We start from the raw sequence: 17890 nt of genomic DNA on the forward strand, positions 1-17890 counted from the left end.
AAAAAAGCCTCAAACTTTCGTTTGAGGCTTTTTGAATATGGTGGCGAGACCCAGGATCGAACTGGGGACACACGGATTTTCAATCCGTTGCTCTACCAACTGAGCTATCACGCCAATGGGGTGTATTAAGCCGTATCTCGACAGAATAGTCAATCATTATCATGCACTTTTGATTTGATTGCCCATTTTTCAGGCAACCCTTTTTGAGGCCAAAAAAAATCCCTGATGGGATCAGGGATTGAAAATACAAATTTATGGTGGCGAGACCCAGGATCGAACTGGGGACACACGGATTTTCAATCCGTTGCTCTACCAACTGAGCTATCACGCCAAAGTGGGCGTATTAAACAATGTTTGCCCATGCCCGTCAAGCATATTTGCAGATTTTTCGTTTAAGCGCTTAATTTTGCTGCAAAGTCTGCATCCCGATCCGCATTTTAGATTTTCCCCAGATGCGACAGGCAACGGTGAATGGCACCACAACCCGGCTCAAACTGTTTCACCCCCTGCGCTTCTTCCATACGGCAGACCTCTTCAACCAGCCGTTCTGCCACACCACGGCCACGATTGGCCGGATGGACCACAATATATTCCAGAACCCGGCTTTCACCTTGTCCTGTTGCCCAGATTGCACCTATAATTTTGGTGTTAAATTCAGCAGTATAAACTGTGGTATATTGCTGTAGATTTTGTTCAAGTTGTTCCATTGCATCTTGCCCGTCACCAAACTCTGGGCTGGTATCGTAAAGTCGCTCGAGCTGAGTACGAATCCCTGAATCTTCCAGAGAACTGTAAGCATGTACGGTAATAGGCATTGATTAACCCTCCTGAGCAAACTATGATGCTGTCACTTTTTCGTCACAGCGAAACTATTGGTTTTTAATTCAATCATTTTTGACGTTTTTTGAGGAACGTGTCCATGACGCAACGTATCAGTGAAGTGGTAAGAAATACCAACGAAACAAAAATTCGGGTTCGTCTCAATCTCGATGGTACTGGTCAGGGCACACTCAACACTGGAGTTCCATTTTTAGACCATATGATTGATCAAATCAAGCGTCATGGTCTATTTGATATCGACATCCATTGTGACGGCGACCTGGAGATTGACGATCATCATACCGTGGAAGACTGCGGAATCACACTTGGGCAAGCCTTTGCACAAGCGCTGGGTGATAAAAAGGGCCTGCGTCGTTATGGTCATTTCTATGCACCTTTGGACGAAGCACTGTCTCGTGTCGTGGTGGATTTGTCGGGTCGCCCGGGGCTGTTTATGGACATTCCATTTACCCGCGCCCGCATCGGGACATTCGATGTCGATTTATTCTCGGAATTTTTCCAGGGCTTCGTCAACCATGCATTGATGACCCTGCATATTGATAACCTGAAAGGCAAAAACAGCCATCACCAGATTGAAAGTGTGTTCAAGGCTCTCGCACGTGCCTTGCGTATGGCCTGTGAAATTGATCCGCGCGCAGAAAATACCATTGCCTCAACCAAAGGTAGCCTGTAATGACCCGTATTGCGTTACTTGATTATGGCATGGGCAACCTGCACTCTGCCGCAAAAGCATTAGAACATGTCGGTGCCACAGTAGATGTCACCAATGATCCCAAACTAGTTGCCAAGGCAGACAAGATTGTTTTCCCGGGTGTAGGCGCCATGCGTGACTGCATGCAAGGTATGCGTGAAGCAGGTATTGATGAAGTGGTCCGTCAGGCTGCCTTTAACAAACCGGTACTGGCAATCTGTGTCGGCATGCAAGCCCTGCTACAAAGCTCCGAAGAAAACGGGGGCGTCGCTGCACTCGGTATTTTTGATGGGGTTGTTAAACATTTCCCGGAAATCGACAATCTCAAAGTCCCGCATATGGGCTGGAATCAGGTCCATCAGCTTGATCCGGATCATCCTATGTGGAACAACATCGAACAGGATGCACGTTTCTACTTTGTGCATAGCTATTATGTTGAGCCAGGCGATTCGGCAATCGTTGCAGCGACCTGTGATTATGGCGTGAACTTCTGTACAGCCATTCATAAAGACAATTTGTTTGCAACCCAGTTCCACCCGGAAAAAAGTCATACGGCAGGTTTACAACTGCTCAAGAACTTCGTGGAATGGAACATCTAGTTACCCTGACTTAAAAAAATCGCCATGTCATGTGGCGATTTTTATTACCGATAAAAAATAATTCAAACGACGAAGAATGATGTTACAGCCTGTTTCTAAAAATTTATTAAATCCGCTTAATCCGCAGGGACGTTTTGGCCGCTTATCTTATCTGGCCTGGCAAACTGTCATTTTCCTGATCATGATTCCGCTCAACATTTATCTTAGCTATGAAATGTTTCAGATCGGCCTAGATGAACCCTATAGACGCACAGACTTTCTGGCTTTATTTTTATTTGTGACCCTGGCACTGTTTGTGGTCTATAGCAGTATCATTTTTGCCATACGGCGCCTGCACGACTGTAACCGTTCAGGCTGGTGGGCACTGCTGCTGACCCTACCTTATCTGAATATCTTGACCCTGTTGTATCTGCTACTGGCCCCTGGGCATCAGCAGCCCAATCGTTATGGACTTCCGCACCCGACTGCCATCTGGGAGAAAATCATGGCCTATATCGGCTTAAGTTTAATGCTGATATTATCGGTTCTGATATTTCTGGTCACCACCAAAAGTCCTGTACTGTTCCATTAACCGGGTTTCAGGGTTTGCATTATTCCCCTAGCCTTCTCCTCTCAGATCAGCATCTCTACTTTTTTGGTTTTCTAGCTTATGATCAGGGGCGATAGAACAATTTAAATAAACAGAAAAATGACACTGTCCGAGGTTTACATGACGACATCCAGTCCCACCCATGATTCCGTTTTGAATGCAAAAGGCCGTTTTGGACGTCTTGCCTATGCGGCATGGTCCCTTCTGAGTGCTATTGTGCTCTGTGCCGTCATTTTTATACTGGCCTTTATTGGCAACTTATTTACAGGCAATACCCCGCAGGCAGATGATTATCCTGTTCTCATCATTCTTTTATTCTTGATCAGCTACCTGCTCCTGATCTACTTTTCCTTTGTATTTACCATACGGCGACTGCATGACCGTAACCAGTCCGGCTGGCTGTCGTTACTGATGCTGGTGCCACTGCTCAACGTTATCATGATGCTGTATTTATTCTGCGCCAAAGGCACGGATGGCGTGAATAAATTTGGCCCGGTACGCGCCACGGCCCCTTGGGAAAAAGTGCTGGGCTGGATCTATATCATTCTCATTCCGCTACTGATCATTGTTGCCCTGGTCGGCAATACGGTACCTGCCTATCAGCAATACCTGCAGCGTAGCCAGCAGACCGGATCACTATAGTCTCTATAAGCAGTTTGGCCATCTCAACATGACCAGGTGATTGTGTCTGGCTTTTGCATTTGGATAAAAGCGTTTAAGCTGGGCCAAATCACCCGGGCTTAAACGCAGATGAACACCCCTCAACCTACAGCAGTGCCCTTAAGCAAAGAACAGATACGTGGCTTGCCGGCCTTTGAAAATCTTCCGTCAGAGAAAATCATGGTCATCCAGACTCTGCAACAATGTCTGGCATTGCAACAGCAACTCAGCTCGATACCGGTCTTTGGTTTTGACAGTGAATCGAAACCAACCTTTAAAGTCGGGGAACAATCGACCGGCCCTCATGTTATCCAGCTTGCAACTCACGATAGCGCCTATGTATTTCAGGTCAGTGCCGAAATTCTGGATTTTTTAAAACCGATTTTAGAAAATACGCGACAACTGAAAGTCGGCTTTGGCCTCAACAATGATGCCCATATTTTCCGTCGCAGAGGCATCCAGCCCGCATCACTGATTGAACTTTCCAAAAGTTTTGCAAGTTTTGGCTATCGCAGCCAGGTCGGTGTACAAACCGCGATCGCACTGCTGTTCCAGCGTTATCTTGCCAAGAGTAAAAAGATCAGCACTTCAAACTGGGCCGTTAAACAGCTCAGCCCGCAGCAAACCGGTTATGCCGCAGCCGATGCTTATGCCGCCTTTTTGGTTTTTGAACAGTTGTACCAGCAACACCGATTCACACCACAATTACAACAACAAATCATGAAAATACTTGAAGGTTCAACAGACAAGGCTTAGAGATTGATCAATACTTTGCTAATATACAGCCTGTTGAAAATTCATGAATGCATGGCGCGGTGCGTTTTCAGGAACCACCTTGGCCGCACATATGGAGCAACATTCAACAAGCCCGAATAATTTAAACTCCATGATGACGCAAGGAGCGGTGTATGCTAATCATCCCAGCAATTGACCTGAAAGATGGTAAATGTGTCCGTTTAAAACAAGGACGTATGGAAGACGATACTGTTTTCTCTGATGACCCTGTGGCAACTGCACAGCATTGGGTGGATGAAGGCGCACGTCGTTTGCATCTGGTTGACTTAAATGGTGCCTTTGCCGGTACCCCCATTCATAAACCTGTGGTAGAAGCCATTGTACGGGCCCAGCCCGAACTGCCGATCCAGATTGGTGGAGGCATCCGTTCACTTGAAACCATCGAGCATTATCTAGAAGCAGGTGTTTCTTTTGTCATTATCGGGACCAAAGCCGTCAAGGAGCCCGAGTTTGTAGAAGAAGCCTGTAAGCGTTTTGCAGGCCGTATTATTGTCGGCATCGATGCCATGAATGGCATGGTGGCCACCGATGGCTGGGCCAATATTACCGATGTCAAGGCCACCGATCTGGCCAAGCGTTTTGCCGATGCCGGTGTATCCAGCATTGTCTATACCGATATTGCCCGTGATGGCATGATGCAAGGTGTTAACGTCGAGCAGACGGTTAATCTGGCAGACTATTCCGGCTTACCGGTGATTGCTTCTGGTGGCGTGACCAATCTGGATGATGTCCGTAACTTAAAAGGCCAAAAAGGCATTTTAGGGGCGATTACAGGTCGTGCCATTTATGAGGGTACCTTGAACCTGCGTGAAGCACAGTTATTGCTGGATGAAGACAACCGTCTTTAATGTGGTATAAAAAAAGAAGTTATCTGTCCAGATAACTTCTTTTGATTTAATACAGTACATGACGCATGAATTTTAATGGCTGTATGCCCCGATTGGCATAAGCATAGCGCACCGAACTTTCAAATAAAATAGTATCGCCCGCCTGCACAACGCGTGTTTCCTGTGCAAACTCCAGCGTTAGCTCGCCTTCAAGTACATAAATCAGTTCGCGCCAGCCCTGCTGGTCCGCTTCGGCATGATAGACCTCACCGACAGCCAGCGACCAGGTCCATAACTCAACCTGAGTAGACACCGGAACCGAGGCCAGCAGTGTGGCATGACTGTCCGGGTTTTGCCCTTGCCAGGCCAGGCTGTTTACCACTGCGGCTGCACCCAGTTCAGGCGCACTCACCATACGTCTAAAATCAATTCCCAGTACAGCTGCAATTGCATCCAGTTTTGCCAGACTGATATTGACCTGACCTGTTTCTAAAGCGGCAATGGTACGGCGACTGACCCCTGCCCGGTCTGCCAGTTGCTGCTGGCTTAATTGGCGCAGATCCCGAAAATGCCGGATATTTTTACCCACATGTTCCAGTACAGCATCAGTTTGGCTCATAAATCACAATAACATCAATCTCAGTTTGAGCAATATATTGCACAAGGGCAGTAATTAAAGCAATATGTGCAATATACTGCACTTTGCACAGGATGGCTCATGTGACCTCACTCGCTCAATCTCCTAAAGCGGCACAATCTGCCCTCATTTTTATTACCATGATCTGGGGCGGTACATTTTTAGCCGTACAATATGCACTTAACTTTAGTACCCCGATGTTTTTTGTCGGTTGCCGCTTTGCCGTGGCCGCCTTGGCCATTTTTATACTTTCATTGCAGTCGATGCGTGGCCTCACCTTGAAGGAAACACTGGCCGGAGTTGCCATTGGCCTGATGATTGCAATTGGCTATGGAACCCAGACCATTGCCCTGCAAAGCATTCTAAGTAGTGAATCGGCCTTTCTGACAGCCTTATATGTGCCGCTGGTTCCTGTCCTGATGTGGGTGATTTTCCAGAAACGTCCCTCACTGATGACCTGGCTGGGCACAGCGCTGGCCTTTACCGGACTGGTATGTTTAACCGGTAACGGCTTCTCCGGCATTGATTTGAATTATGGGCAAATGTTGACGCTGGTGTGTGCCTTTGTGATAGCACTTGAGATCATCCTGATCGGTTATTTTGCCGGGAAAGTCAACTTGCGACGAGTGACCGTGGTGCAGCTGATGGTTGCTTCGATCCTGTCCTTTGCCAGTATGCCCTTGGTCGGTGAGCACAGTATTCCACCGTTTTCGTGGGGACTGGTCATCATTGCAACAGCTTTGGGACTGGCCAGTGCCCTCATCCAGTTTGTCATGAACTGGGCCCAGCGCATGGTCGATCCGGCCCGTGCTGCCATTATCTATGCCGGAGAACCGGTATGGGCGGGTGTCATCGGACGCATTGCAGGTGAACGCTTGCCACTCATTGCCTTATTCGGCGGCCTGCTGGTGGTGCTCGGGGTTCTGGTCAGTGAATTAAAATTCAAGTTGTTTGACAATAAAAAAGAGCGCTAATGCGCTCTGTTTCAGTTACTGTGGCGGTTCTTTCTTTTTGAGCAGCATACAGGGCTGGTAATACTCAACCGTAGGCAGCGGATCATAAAATGGATGTAACAGCGCTTTCCACTGCTGATAGGCTGCCGACTTGCGGAACCCTTCGGTATGATGCTCAATACTGTCCCAGAAAATCATTAAAATATAACGACCATCAGCTTGTGTATGCTTGATCAGCTGTACTGCATTTAAGCCGTCCATCGGATAGATAACCGCTTTGGCCTGCTGAAAAGCCGCTTCAAAAGCACGATCCTGTTCAGGTCTAATCTTCAGGTAAACATGTTCAATAATCATCCATCCACCCTAGTCATACATCGGTTTATTGCCATATAAACAAAATAGACCATGCAGGTTGCGGTAAACCGTCCAGGCCCCGACTGTAAATACACAGGCCAAACCGGTAAAAAACAGCAGGGAGGCATGATCATCCGATAACTGAAAACCCAATTCCCGGTTAAAAAGTGCCAGTGCAAGGATTCCCACAGTCAGTATATTCCACAGACAGCCCCACCAGAACGTCCGGATTTGCCAGCTAAAATGGCTCTCCAGCAAGCTATTCCTGACCGCTTTACGTTTCACATGGTTCAGTACCAAAGCAATGACCGCGAGCAAATTGCCCGTAAAAACTGAAATAATATAAAACAGATATAACACATAAGTCAGATGACGGTTCGCCTTCTGATCTGCAACATGATTCATGATGACCCTTATTACTATGATTTTTCTTAGTTTTTCAATTACAGTAAAATTATAAAAATATAACGTGCAACCTAACTGTTGTTCTAAAAATAAAGGTTGATTAAAACAGCTTAATCAACCTTCTGAAGCTTATGACGGGTACACCGGCTTGTTGTCATTCAAGGCAATCAGGCCGCGAATGGCACGATAGACAATCCAGATCCACGCACCAAAAATCACTGCAAAGGCAAAGGTGGTGGCTGAAATCGCCACACCGGCAAAGGCTGCCCCATTATCGCCAGTCAGGAACAGGAACGAGAACGGAATAAAGGCAATAATATTCCAGGCCAGATACCACCAGAATGTGCGGATCTGCCAGGTAAAGTGGCTTTCAAAAATCGAGCCTTTTACATCATCACGTTTGACATAATTAATGATCAGGGCAACGATCGCCAATAAACCAACCGTAAAAATCGCAAGGATATAAAGCACATACAGAACCAGCGTCAAGGTACGGTTTGGGTCCTGATCAATGGAATAGTTCATTTTTATTTATCTCCAGTAGTCAGCTCCACTCAAGCTCAATAAAACACATTGAGCGGAGAAATTAACCAACATATCAACAATATATTGAAGACTATGGTACAGAAATAAATCTTGCGAAACGGTTGTTTTTGTGTTTTATGTCTCAGTTTTTGCTGGGCCAGCCAGGCAGCGCACCATCCGCCCAAAGCATCTACAATATGCAGGGTCTGTTCCGGAATACGCCGGTTGCCCAGTTGTGCCGCTTCTTTATCCTGAGCATAAAGCCAATAGCTGAGCACATTCATCAGGCTGACAAATAACAAGGTATATGGCGGCAGCAATTTACTGAAACTGCCGATCACCATAAAGACAATATAGATCACAATTGCAATCTGCATGGCCGACCAGCGCTGAACGCCTGCTGGCTTGACCGGTCTGGCTTTATGCTCAAATACCTGCGATGCCTTTAAATACACGGCTTGCTGAGCGCGGTAACGACCGCGCTCATCCAGTATGACCCCATATTCCAGCGCGCAGCCGATAATCGGCCGCGGACCTGTACGGGCAAAGTCTTTAATGTGAATAAAAACACGTTGTTTTTGCGAGTCATTGGGCTGGATAAAGCCATAACCTTTTTCGTCAAACCATTCCACTAAACGGCCTTGATCGCGCATGATAAGTTCCTAAGCTGTGATGCGTTGTAAACGGTCTTGCAACATCATGCGCATTTCCAGTGGATCTTTTTGCAAGATATCATCACCGGTACGGCCCTGCTCGGCATTTTTCTGTGCCACCTGCAAACGCATGCTCCAGAAACGGCAGGCCGCCATCGCCAGGAAAATATTCAGGCAGGCCAACTCGTCTGCGGTCAGTGGACGAATGCTTTGATAGGCAGCAAGAAAGGCATCGGCCTTGGCCTGATCCAGATGGGCTTGCGGATAGGCGGTACAGAAGTCATTGATGCTGATTGCAATATCAAATAACCATTCGTCCTGATTCAATTCATAAAAATCAAGGATGCCCTGCAACTGATCGCCTTCAAACAAGGTATTGTCTCTAAACAGATCTGAATGAATAAAACCGGCAGGACGGTCTGGATGTTGCCGGGTAATCTGTGCAAACTGCTGAAAAACCTGTGCCAGTAAAGCCTGGTCTTCGGCATTCATTTGTGGCTTAAGCTGTGCAGCCACATCCGACCAGTATTGATGATTCCGGTTAAAATCTCGTTGCAAAGGGAAATCCTGCAAGGCCAGATGCAATCTTGCCTGTGCCTGTGCTATCGCCTGAACTTGTACAATGCTGGCATCTTCAGGATGTTCTCCCATCAGGCGCGGTGCAATTTGTGCCGGCTTATCGGCAATGCTGTGAATCGCCTGCCCACTATGCTTTAACGGCACCGCTACAGGCACACCGGCCTGACCCAGACAGTCCAGCACAGGTACCAGTTCTCCTGCCCCTTCAGCATCTAACTCTTCAAACACCGTTAAAACATAGTGTTGCTGTGATTGATCCACCAAAAAATAATTGGTGTTCTGAATACCGCCTTGGATTGGAATCAGCTCAATCACTGCCAGCCCATAGGGTTCGGCAAAGGCTTGAACTTCTTCTAAACTCAACGGGGTATAAACCGACATGGAAAACCTGCAAAAAATAGCTGTGAAGTTTGATAGAATACCTGTTCCCTCCATGAAGGTGTAGCACCCCTTTCTTTATTGGCGATTTTTTGGAAAATTTTATGCTCGCAAAACGTATTATCCCTTGCTTAGATGTTGATAATGGTCGAGTCGTCAAAGGCGTTCAATTCCTTGATATTCGTGATGCAGGTGACCCGGTCGAGGTGGCGCGTCGTTATAACGAACAAGGTGCCGATGAAATCACCTTTTTAGATATTACTGCTACCCATCATGGACGCGACACCACGTATCGTACCGTAGAGCGTATGGCCGAAAGCGTGTTTGTACCGTTAACGGTCGGTGGTGGTGTCCGTAAAGTGGAAGATATCCGTTTATTGCTGAATGCCGGTGCCGATAAAGTCAGTATTAACTCGGCAGCGGTATTTACCCCCGAATTTGTGCAGGAAGCCTCACAGCGTTTTGGTGCTCAATGTATCGTGGTGGCGATTGATGCCAAAAAAACCGGCGAGAACAAGTGGGAAATATTCACCCACGGTGGCCGTAAACCGACCGGCATCGACGCGATTGAGTGGGCCGTAAAAATGGCTGACTTTGGTGCAGGCGAACTGCTGATTACCAGCATGGATGCCGATGGAACCAAAGCAGGCTATGACCTTGCCCTGATGCGCCAGATTAACGACCGTGTCAATATTCCCACCATCGCCTCTGGCGGCGTAGGCAATTTACAGCATCTGGCCGATGGTATTTTAAAAGGCGGTGCCGATGCGGTACTGGCAGCGTCCATTTTCCACTTTGGCCAGCATACCATTCCGGAAGCCAAACAATACCTTGCAGCACAAGGCATTGAAATGCGTCTCTGATTGATCCCCGATACAGAAATGAACCTCTCAGATGAGAGGTTTTTTTATTGAAAGCTTTTTTGCAGGCAAAAAAAAACCTTGCCAGGCAAGGTAGAGAAATTGCGTTATACAACGCCAGAGGGTAAAAGATGCATCTGTATTTCGGGCAAAATAAATAACCGAATATTTGGCCCGAGCTCAATGAGCGCTTCAGTCTATCGAAATATTGACATTAAAAATCAGTTTTATTGACTATCTGCAACATGTTGCCCTGCTGTTCAATGCAGATGGCCCGCGTTGCGCAGCGAGGTTCAATTTAAGCCACCGCTTCCTGCTGCTGCACTGTTTCAGGTGCATCCGTCACAGAAGCAACCCGTTTAGGCTGTTGTTCTACCCATTTCACAGGAAAAACAGCTTCAACAGCTTGGGTCAGGACCTGAGACAATACTGCTGGCAATGGCAGCCCCAGCGGATTGGCCTCTTTTAAATCTGCAGATGAGACCACACGGGTTCCCATCACATAATCAAACCATGGCCGGGTCACACACCAGTTGGCATCCTGATTGGAATTCATATGATGATCATAATGCCAGGGAATGGTTCGTCTGGCCCAATCGGGTTCCAGATGTGCACGGCGATGCACATAGTAATAATTGCCTGCACTATACAGCGCGGCCAGAGCCATGCCCTTGGAAACAGGATAAAACGCGATACTCGCCACGCCAGCGACCGCGGCCAGCGACATGATCTCGTTACGTGTACGCCAATGGGCCACACCTTCTACATAACAATCATCCGAGAATTGCTGCTTGCGCACTTCACGATGATGCGCCCAGTGTGATTCCATGCTTTTGGGCACAGGACTATAGCGTGGCTGGCCCGGACGATGTACACCGTGCAAAATATACTTATGTGCAAACCATTCAAATGCATTGGCCATCGCCAACCCTGCAATAAATCCCTTGATCATGGATTCCTCCACATGTTGCCTTATTTTTATTCAGGATATAAATTTTTATAGGCGAAGTATTGACGATACGCTATAGTTATATTGACAAAACACGACAAGATCACAGGCGGACAGGATGTCGCAATTCAGGCACTATGCAGGCTCTGTTTTTGGTGGTTTGGGACATTTATTAACGGCTTACTGCGAGGCCAAAAACCTTCCCGTTCCCGAACAGCTCCAACGTATTCAACATCAGGAGCGCTTTGACTATGTGATCTGGCGCGACCTGCTGGAACAGCTTTATCAATTACAGCCCAGAACAGGACTGGGGCTGGAGATTGCCGAATATGTGCAACCCAAACATCTGGGCATTATTGCCTATCTGGCCCTGTCCTGTGAAAACCTGGGCGAAGCCTTAGCGCGTTATCATGACTTTCACCGCCTGATCTATGATGGCAGTCCCCTAGTGGTCGAATTCAGTCCTCCCTATGCCTCGATCCGCTGGGAAGCCCCCGAACCGCATCCGACCCAGTTAACCGATGAAATCGCCATTGCCCTGATGGTGCAGTTCCTGAAACTGTTTATGTCCAAAGATAGCGTGCATTTGCATGAAGTGCATTTCATCAATGCCGCCCCAAAACAGACCGGCATTTATGAGCAGTATTTCCGTTGCAAGGTACGCTTTGGCCAGCCCAAAACACAACTGCTATTGCCGGTCAGCGAAGCCTTGAAACCGCTCAAGACCGGCGACCATACCTTGCAGCAATTGCTGCTACAGCAAGCACAGGCGCTACTGGATCAGTTGCCAAACTCTACCCAGCTTGATCAGCGCTTACAGCATGCCATTCTGACCGGCCTGCAAAAAAACCAATACCAGCTCGATGTGATCGCCGAAAAACTCGGTCTTTCGGTACGCCAGTTGCAGCGTCATTTACAACAACAAGGCACCACTTTTCAGCAGCGGGTACAACAGGTCCGCTTTATGCTGGCGACTGAATATCTCAAAGATCCGCATCTGAGTTTGCAGGAAATCGCGCTACTGCTGTGCTATTCAGAACAAAGCGCATTTCAGCGGGCTTTCAAGCTCTGGACAGGTCAAACCCCGCAACAGTGGCGAAACAACAACACAACTTACAATTCTTAATAAAACTATTCAGGAACTAACGGTTTCACAACTGATCGTTTTCATTGCACGTTTTATACAAGAGCCTATATACCTTTGTGAATCGTTTCACACTTTTTCATAAGGTTTAAACATATCCAGCATAAGTTTTTGGATGTTTGCTTTTTTATTTTTTTAAGACTTGTTTGGTGATAACAATGAACAAATATCTAGCAGAATTTCTTGGTACCTTTTGGCTTGTTTTTGGTGGTTGTGGTAGTGCAGTGCTTGCAGCAGCATTTCCAGAGCTTGGGATCGGCTTTCTTGGTGTAGCACTTGCCTTTGGTTTGACTGTTTTAACCGGTGCCTATGCATTTGGCCATATTTCAGGTGGTCACTTTAACCCTGCTGTCAGTGTAGGTTTATGGGTTGGCGGCCGTTTTGATGCCAAAGATCTGGTGCCTTATATTATTTCCCAGGTCATCGGTGGTGCACTTGCGGCATTTGTGCTGTACATCATTGTGCAGGGTCAGGCAGGCTTTGCCGGTACCGGTGGTTTCGCGACCAACGGTTATGGCGAGCTTTCTCCAAACCACTTTTCTGTGGCATCTGCTTTCCTGATTGAAGTAGTGCTTACAGCTTTCTTCCTGATCGTGATCATGGGGGCAACCGACCGCCGTGCACCTGCCGGCTTTGCACCAATAGCGATTGGTCTGGCCCTGACCCTGATCCACCTGATCAGTATTCCTGTTACCAATACTTCAGTAAACCCTGCACGTAGTACCGCAGTGGCTTTGTTTGCTGAAACTGCGGCGCTTAGCCAGTTGTGGTTATTCTGGGTTGCGCCAATCCTTGGTGCCATCATCGGTGCGGTGATCTATAAAGTCGTGGGCAGCGAGAAAAACTAAGCACACTACCCCACATAAAAAAACAGCCGCTAGCGGCTGTTTTTTTATTACAGGAATGGATTTTCAACCTCCTGCTCCTGCTGGCGTTCAATCTGTTCGGGCAATGGCTGTTTCTCCAGGGCCGCCACCACCTCATTCACAAAGCTCTGCAAGGCCTTGGCGGTTTTTAAACCTGCCTGATCTTTGGTGATTTGCAGGTTGCCATACAGGCTGACACAGTCGACCTGATTTTCCAGCGTCAGGTCATAAATCGCTGATGACTCATCACCATGTTCAAAAGGCTTAAACATTTTTCCCTCTCGTTATTGTTGTCTCATACACAACATGAGCCAAGCACTGCAGCTTTGCAAGTATTTCTTAGCGCAACATTTGTAAGAAATACTGTACCAGGGCATTGACCAGTTGCTGAATGAGTGCCTGTTTGGTCTCTTCATCAATCTGCGGGAATTTGCTGTCCGCAACCGCACCGGATTGTGAATTAAATTGACGTTGCTGCGCCTGAATGGCATCAGTCTTGGCCTCTTCTGCACATTGGCTTTGCCCATCCCAATGTGAATAGCTGATGTCCTTATTTGGCTTCACCTGTTGTGCTGACAAGGGAAGCTGATAAACATTACGTTTCTGCTGTTCGGTCAATTGCGGGAACAAGTTGATCCCGAGTTTTTCTTCCAGATAGCAAACGCTCACCACTTTAACCTGAAGCGAATTGTTATTCGGGGCGTAGTACGCACCAATAATGCCCTGCTTCGGCAAATATACCGCTTTATAGACAGCCGTCGGGACAATCACCCCTTTACCAATGGTTTTCAGGCGCTTGCCCTCAAATACCGGTCCGGTCAGCACATAGGCATCTTTATGCTGTTTGGTGACCATGGAACGCACCGCTTCTTCCAGTTTACGCCAGACTTCCTGATTGTTCTTGGGTGCTTGCGGTACCATATTGGCCAGGGAGAAACTGTCATACTGTGCAGCAGTGGTACTCATATCCCCGTTCGGTGCCATATGCCCCCGGTCATAGCCCGAACCGCGATAGTCCGATAACAGGGCGCGGTGGGCCAGTTGTACCCGGGTTTCTTCGTGGAAATTATCTTCACGTTTGATTTTGACACTTAAACGTTCCGGCGTGAGATATTCAGCTGACCAGAGCGGTGTTTTGGAGATGCCCGAATACATCACATTGAAGTCATTAAAACACAGGGCGTAGCTGTCTTTTTTCAGGCTGTCCTTGCTTAATAACGGCGGGACATCACGATAGAACTGCTTTAGGCAACCGCTGTGACTGGACTGAAACGGGATCAGTTTTGAAATCTTTTCATTGCCAAATGCAATCGCAAAACTTCCCGTTGCGACCACAGCCAGCATAATCTTTCCAACATTCTGGCTCAAAAAAGCAAATGGTGATTTTCCCTTTCTGGTTGGTTTCTTCGCCATAACTACATCAAAATCAATACGAACAGGAAGCTTAACAACTCAAAAGCCCGCTGTATATTGAGTTTCAGCCCAGAGCGACACTTTATGTCGCAATTATGTACACTTGCACGACAGACAACAAAAAAGGCACTTTAAAGTGCCTTTTAGGTAGTTTCGAGCTAAATCTCAATCTGGCTACCCAGTTCGACCACACGGTTGGTCGGGATCTGGTAAAAATCACTCACCGGACTGGTATTACGCTGCATCGAGATAAACAGCTTTTCACGCCAAGGCGACATGCCATCACCCACCGTATGCACAATACGGTCTCGTGAAATAAAGAAGCTCATCTGCATCATATCAAATTCAAAATCGAGCTGTTTATAGGCCTGTTCCAGCGCGCTCGGGATATTGGGCTGGTCCTTGAAGCCATAATAGACATAGATACGATAAAAATGCTCGTCCAGCTTTTCTATTTTCAGGCGATCGGCATCGGCCACATACGGAATATCCTGCGTATACACCGTCAACATGACATTGCGCTCATGCAGCACCTTATTGTGCTTGATGTTATGTAACATCGCATGCGGCACAATATTCGGGGTACCGGTCAGGAAAATCGCTTCGCCTGGCACAAAATGGGTTTCCTTGCTCATGCCAATACTTTTAATAAACAATTCAATCGGCAAGGCATTGGTTTCCATACGGGTATACACGATTTCACGGCCACGTTTCCAGGTCATTAAAATACTATATACCACCACACCGATCAGGATCGGCACCCAGCCGCCTGAAAGGATTTTTAAGGAGGTCGATCCCACGAAAATCAAATCGATAAACAGGAAAGGACCGGCAAATAACGCCACTTTCCATAACGGCCAGCGCCACACCCCATAGGCCAGCGTCGAAATCAGGATGGTACCGCAGAGCATGGTCATGGTCACGGCGACCCCATAGGCACTGGCCAGTTCGGCACTGCTTTCAAACAGTAGAATCAGGATCACCACCGAGATAAACAACACCCAGTTAATGAAAGGCAAATAGATCTGGCCCTGCTCTACATCCGAAGTATGGTGTACGGTTAAGCGCGGCAGATAGCGTAACTGCATCGCCTGATTGGCCATCGAGAACACACCGGTAATCACGGCCTGAGAGGCAATCACTGCTGCGGCAGTAGCCAGTCCGATCATCGGGAATAAGGCCCAGTCAGGAACCAGCAGGTAGAACGGGTTTTCAATCGCTTTGGCATCACGTAACAGTAACGCGCCCTGCCCGGCATAGTTAAGCAGCAAGCACGGCAACACTACGATAAACCAGGCCAGCTTGATCGGCATACGTCCAAAATGGCCCATATCGGCATACAGGGCTTCTCCACCGGTCATGGTCAGGATCACCGCTCCCATGGTAATAAAAGCGACTGTCGGCTGGTCATAAATAAAATGCAGCGCCCAGTAGGGATTGACCATCATCAGCACATAAGGAGTCTGGATAATACTCCACAGACCAATCAGGCCAATAGACACAAACCACAGCAAAGTAATCGGGCCAAAGAATTTACCCATGGTGGCGGTACCATGGCGTTGCACCAGAAATAGCGCCGTTAAAATTCCGAGCGCAATCGGAACCAGCCAGCGGTCTAAAGCTGGCGTCACCAGGCTGAGGCCTTCAATTGCAGACAGAACCGAAATGGCCGGTGTGATAATGCCATCACCAAAGAATAGCGATGCCCCGATAAAACCGAGTGCGATCAGAAAGATTTTATTCTTGTTACTAAACACGGTAGAGCGCAGGTTCAATGCCAGCAGGGACATGATCCCGCCTTCACCATTGTTGTCTGCACGCATGATCATCGAGACATATTTAAAACTGATGGTCAGGTTCATGCACCAGAAGATCAGTGACAGGATGCCGAGGATTGAACCCTCACTGATATCCACATGTCCTGTGACAAAGCATTGCCGTATCGCATAGAGCGGACTGGTCCCAATGTCTCCAAATACCACCCCTAATGCTGCCAGCGTCATTGCGGGCAATGCGGCTTTTTTTGCAGTACTTTGCATATTATGTCGTCTTCAAACTAGAACGTTATATGGCGCAATCTTATCACTAGCCAAAAAGTTTTTCTGCAAATCTGTTCAACTACGACTTGGCAGCCCGCATTTTTTTGGTTACTATCGCACACCTTGGTGAGGTGTCCGAGTGGCTGAAGGAGCACGCCTGGAAAGTGTGTATACGTTTGCGCGTATCGAGGGTTCGAATCCCTCTCTCACCGCCAGAATTTTGATTTATGCAATTTATTTACTTAGTAGAAAAAATAATTAGAATAACTATTTAGCCAAGCTCAATGAATGTTTTTGAGTATATAAAGATATCATCCAAAGTATAGACAATAAATATTTTTAACTACCCTATGAAACCTTCAAAGAACCGATTGAAATCTTAGTAAGTCGTTCTGTCGTATATAAATAATATTTAAACTGCATGCAGTAATTTTGGATTAGTTTTTCCGATCATTTAATTAATTCATATGCTGAAAGAAAATTCCTAAAATATACCCTTTTATAAAAATTTTACGCTATTTGGCTTTTAAGGCAACATTTGAAGTACTTTTGATTCAGTAATGTTATTTTTTAAGCTTTATTAGCGTTCAATATTTAAACTATAAAAATATTAATAATTCCTAGATAATTACAGAATTAATTTTTATGACAGATATAGTAGATAGCTATAAACGTAGCTTAATGATGGCTGGGATTAAAGGGCGCAATACAAAACCTGAATTGCTTGTCCGCAGTTTACTTCATAAAAAGGGATTTCGTTTCCGTCTCCATGTCAAGGATCTGCCAGGAAAACCTGATATAGTTTTACCAAAATATAAAGCTGTAATTTTTATTCATGGGTGTTTCTGGCATGGCCATCAAGATTGTCGTCTTTTCAAGTTACCAGCAACACGGACCGAATTCTGGAGAGAAAAAATTTGCCGTAATCGGGCCAATGACCACAGAGTAGTAGGTCTTCTACTAACAAGTAAATGGAGAGTCTGTATTATCTGGGAATGCAGTATCCGTAGAGCCAGAAAAGACCCAGCGAAATTAGTTAATACTATTACCGAATGGCTTACAGGAAATGAACAATTGCTTGAAATCAGAGAAGAACCTCAATTATAAAGGGATTCTTCACTGTATAAATTATGA

General features: G+C 46.8%; 22 protein-coding genes and 3 tRNA genes. 12 read left to right on the plus strand and 13 right to left on the minus strand.

What is annotated here, in order from left to right:
* Positions 1-38: 38 nt before the first annotated feature.
* The 3 genes from OC23_RS17480 to OC23_RS17490 form a co-directional block, all read right to left on the minus strand.
* Positions 39-114, minus strand: a tRNA-Phe gene (locus OC23_RS17480).
* Between the two features lie 141 nt (positions 115-255).
* A tRNA-Phe gene (locus OC23_RS17485) sits at positions 256-331 on the minus strand.
* 106 nt (positions 332-437) lie between these two features.
* Entirely contained in the window at positions 438-815 is a 378-nt protein-coding gene (locus OC23_RS17490; protein ID WP_038346251.1) for a GNAT family N-acetyltransferase, read from the minus strand.
* 104 nt (positions 816-919) lie between these two features.
* On the opposite strand from OC23_RS17490, the gene hisB reads away from it, so the two are divergent.
* From hisB to hisA, 6 genes are all read left to right on the plus strand, one after another.
* Complete coding sequence (hisB, locus tag OC23_RS17495; protein ID WP_000194096.1) at positions 920-1513, plus strand: imidazoleglycerol-phosphate dehydratase HisB; 594 nt, start codon at positions 920-922, stop codon at positions 1511-1513.
* Positions 1513-2130, plus strand: a complete 618-nt coding sequence (hisH, locus tag OC23_RS17500; protein WP_038346252.1) for an imidazole glycerol phosphate synthase subunit HisH — start codon at positions 1513-1515, stop codon at positions 2128-2130. Before hisB ends, hisH begins: the two co-directional genes overlap by 1 nt.
* A gap of 76 nt (positions 2131-2206) precedes the next feature.
* Complete coding sequence (locus OC23_RS17505; protein ID WP_038346253.1) at positions 2207-2701, plus strand: DUF805 domain-containing protein; 495 nt, start codon at positions 2207-2209, stop codon at positions 2699-2701.
* A gap of 138 nt (positions 2702-2839) precedes the next feature.
* A complete protein-coding gene (locus OC23_RS17510) occupies positions 2840-3361 on the plus strand; it encodes a DUF805 domain-containing protein (RefSeq protein WP_038346254.1) in 522 nt (173 codons plus the stop codon).
* A gap of 108 nt (positions 3362-3469) precedes the next feature.
* On the plus strand, positions 3470-4135 hold the full coding sequence (locus OC23_RS17515; RefSeq protein WP_038346255.1) for a 3'-5' exonuclease: 666 nt from the start codon (positions 3470-3472) through the stop codon (positions 4133-4135).
* 152 nt (positions 4136-4287) lie between these two features.
* Entirely contained in the window at positions 4288-5022 is a 735-nt protein-coding gene (hisA, locus tag OC23_RS17520; RefSeq protein WP_004776138.1) for a 1-(5-phosphoribosyl)-5-[(5-phosphoribosylamino)methylideneamino]imidazole-4-carboxamide isomerase, read from the plus strand.
* 46 nt (positions 5023-5068) lie between these two features.
* Here the strand turns inward: hisA and OC23_RS17525 are convergent, their stop codons facing one another.
* On the minus strand, positions 5069-5620 hold the full coding sequence (locus tag OC23_RS17525) for a helix-turn-helix domain-containing protein (RefSeq protein ID WP_038346256.1): 552 nt from the start codon (positions 5618-5620) through the stop codon (positions 5069-5071).
* A gap of 92 nt (positions 5621-5712) precedes the next feature.
* Here OC23_RS17525 and OC23_RS17530 point away from each other — a divergent pair, with 92 nt between their 5' ends.
* The gene (locus tag OC23_RS17530) at positions 5713-6612 is read left to right on the plus strand and encodes a DMT family transporter (protein WP_161792307.1); all 900 of its coding nucleotides are present in this window, start codon (positions 5713-5715) and stop codon (positions 6610-6612) included.
* Between the two features lie 15 nt (positions 6613-6627).
* Here OC23_RS17530 and OC23_RS17535 read toward each other — a convergent pair whose 3' ends face one another.
* The 5 genes from OC23_RS17535 to OC23_RS17555 all read right to left on the minus strand — a co-directional run bounded on the left by OC23_RS17535 (position 6628) and on the right by OC23_RS17555 (position 9488).
* Positions 6628-6945 carry an antibiotic biosynthesis monooxygenase family protein gene (locus OC23_RS17535; RefSeq protein WP_038346258.1) on the minus strand — a complete coding sequence of 106 codons (318 nt, stop codon included), beginning with the start codon at positions 6943-6945 and terminating at the stop codon, positions 6628-6630.
* Positions 6946-6954: 9 nt separating this feature from the next.
* Positions 6955-7350, minus strand: a complete 396-nt coding sequence (locus OC23_RS17540) for a DUF4870 family protein (RefSeq protein WP_038346259.1) — start codon at positions 7348-7350, stop codon at positions 6955-6957.
* A gap of 129 nt (positions 7351-7479) precedes the next feature.
* Positions 7480-7875, minus strand: a complete 396-nt coding sequence (locus tag OC23_RS17545; RefSeq protein ID WP_038346260.1) for a DUF4870 family protein — start codon at positions 7873-7875, stop codon at positions 7480-7482.
* Between the two features lie 35 nt (positions 7876-7910).
* Positions 7911-8528, minus strand: coding sequence for a DUF1294 domain-containing protein (locus OC23_RS17550; RefSeq protein ID WP_038346261.1), 618 nt, complete (start codon positions 8526-8528; stop codon positions 7911-7913).
* 9 nt (positions 8529-8537) lie between these two features.
* A complete protein-coding gene (locus OC23_RS17555; RefSeq protein ID WP_038346262.1) occupies positions 8538-9488 on the minus strand; it encodes a homoserine kinase in 951 nt (316 codons plus the stop codon).
* A gap of 101 nt (positions 9489-9589) precedes the next feature.
* Between OC23_RS17555 and hisF the strand changes: the two genes are divergently transcribed.
* The gene (gene hisF / locus OC23_RS17560; RefSeq protein WP_038346263.1) at positions 9590-10348 is read left to right on the plus strand and encodes an imidazole glycerol phosphate synthase subunit HisF; all 759 of its coding nucleotides are present in this window, start codon (positions 9590-9592) and stop codon (positions 10346-10348) included.
* Between the two features lie 295 nt (positions 10349-10643).
* Here hisF and OC23_RS17565 read toward each other — a convergent pair whose 3' ends face one another.
* Positions 10644-11297 carry a sterol desaturase family protein gene (locus tag OC23_RS17565; RefSeq protein ID WP_038346264.1) on the minus strand — a complete coding sequence of 218 codons (654 nt, stop codon included), beginning with the start codon at positions 11295-11297 and terminating at the stop codon, positions 10644-10646.
* 115 nt (positions 11298-11412) lie between these two features.
* Between OC23_RS17565 and OC23_RS17570 the strand changes: the two genes are divergently transcribed.
* Positions 11413-12420: an AraC family transcriptional regulator gene (locus tag OC23_RS17570; protein ID WP_038346265.1), complete on the plus strand. Its 1008-nt coding sequence runs from the start codon at positions 11413-11415 to the stop codon at positions 12418-12420.
* A gap of 176 nt (positions 12421-12596) precedes the next feature.
* On the plus strand, positions 12597-13286 hold the full coding sequence (gene aqpZ, locus OC23_RS17575) for an aquaporin Z (RefSeq protein ID WP_038346266.1): 690 nt from the start codon (positions 12597-12599) through the stop codon (positions 13284-13286).
* Positions 13287-13333: 47 nt separating this feature from the next.
* Here aqpZ and OC23_RS17580 read toward each other — a convergent pair whose 3' ends face one another.
* The 3 genes from OC23_RS17580 to OC23_RS17590 form a co-directional block, all read right to left on the minus strand.
* A complete protein-coding gene (locus OC23_RS17580; RefSeq protein ID WP_038346267.1) occupies positions 13334-13576 on the minus strand; it encodes a hypothetical protein in 243 nt (80 codons plus the stop codon).
* A 67-nt stretch (positions 13577-13643) separates the two neighbouring features.
* The gene (locus OC23_RS17585; protein WP_038346268.1) at positions 13644-14717 is read right to left on the minus strand and encodes a DNA/RNA non-specific endonuclease; all 1074 of its coding nucleotides are present in this window, start codon (positions 14715-14717) and stop codon (positions 13644-13646) included.
* A 158-nt stretch (positions 14718-14875) separates the two neighbouring features.
* Positions 14876-16756 carry a potassium transporter Kup gene (locus OC23_RS17590; RefSeq protein ID WP_038346269.1) on the minus strand — a complete coding sequence of 627 codons (1881 nt, stop codon included), beginning with the start codon at positions 16754-16756 and terminating at the stop codon, positions 14876-14878.
* A 125-nt stretch (positions 16757-16881) separates the two neighbouring features.
* On the opposite strand from OC23_RS17590, the gene OC23_RS17595 reads away from it, so the two are divergent.
* Positions 16882-16971: transfer RNA gene (locus tag OC23_RS17595), tRNA-Ser, on the plus strand.
* Positions 16972-17401: 430 nt separating this feature from the next.
* Entirely contained in the window at positions 17402-17863 is a 462-nt protein-coding gene (locus OC23_RS17600) for a very short patch repair endonuclease (protein WP_038346270.1), read from the plus strand.
* Positions 17864-17890: the final 27 nt, after the last annotated feature.

Origin of the sequence: Acinetobacter sp. A47, assembly GCF_000805455.1 — a bacterium.
Classification (GTDB): domain Bacteria; phylum Pseudomonadota; class Gammaproteobacteria; order Pseudomonadales; family Moraxellaceae; genus Acinetobacter.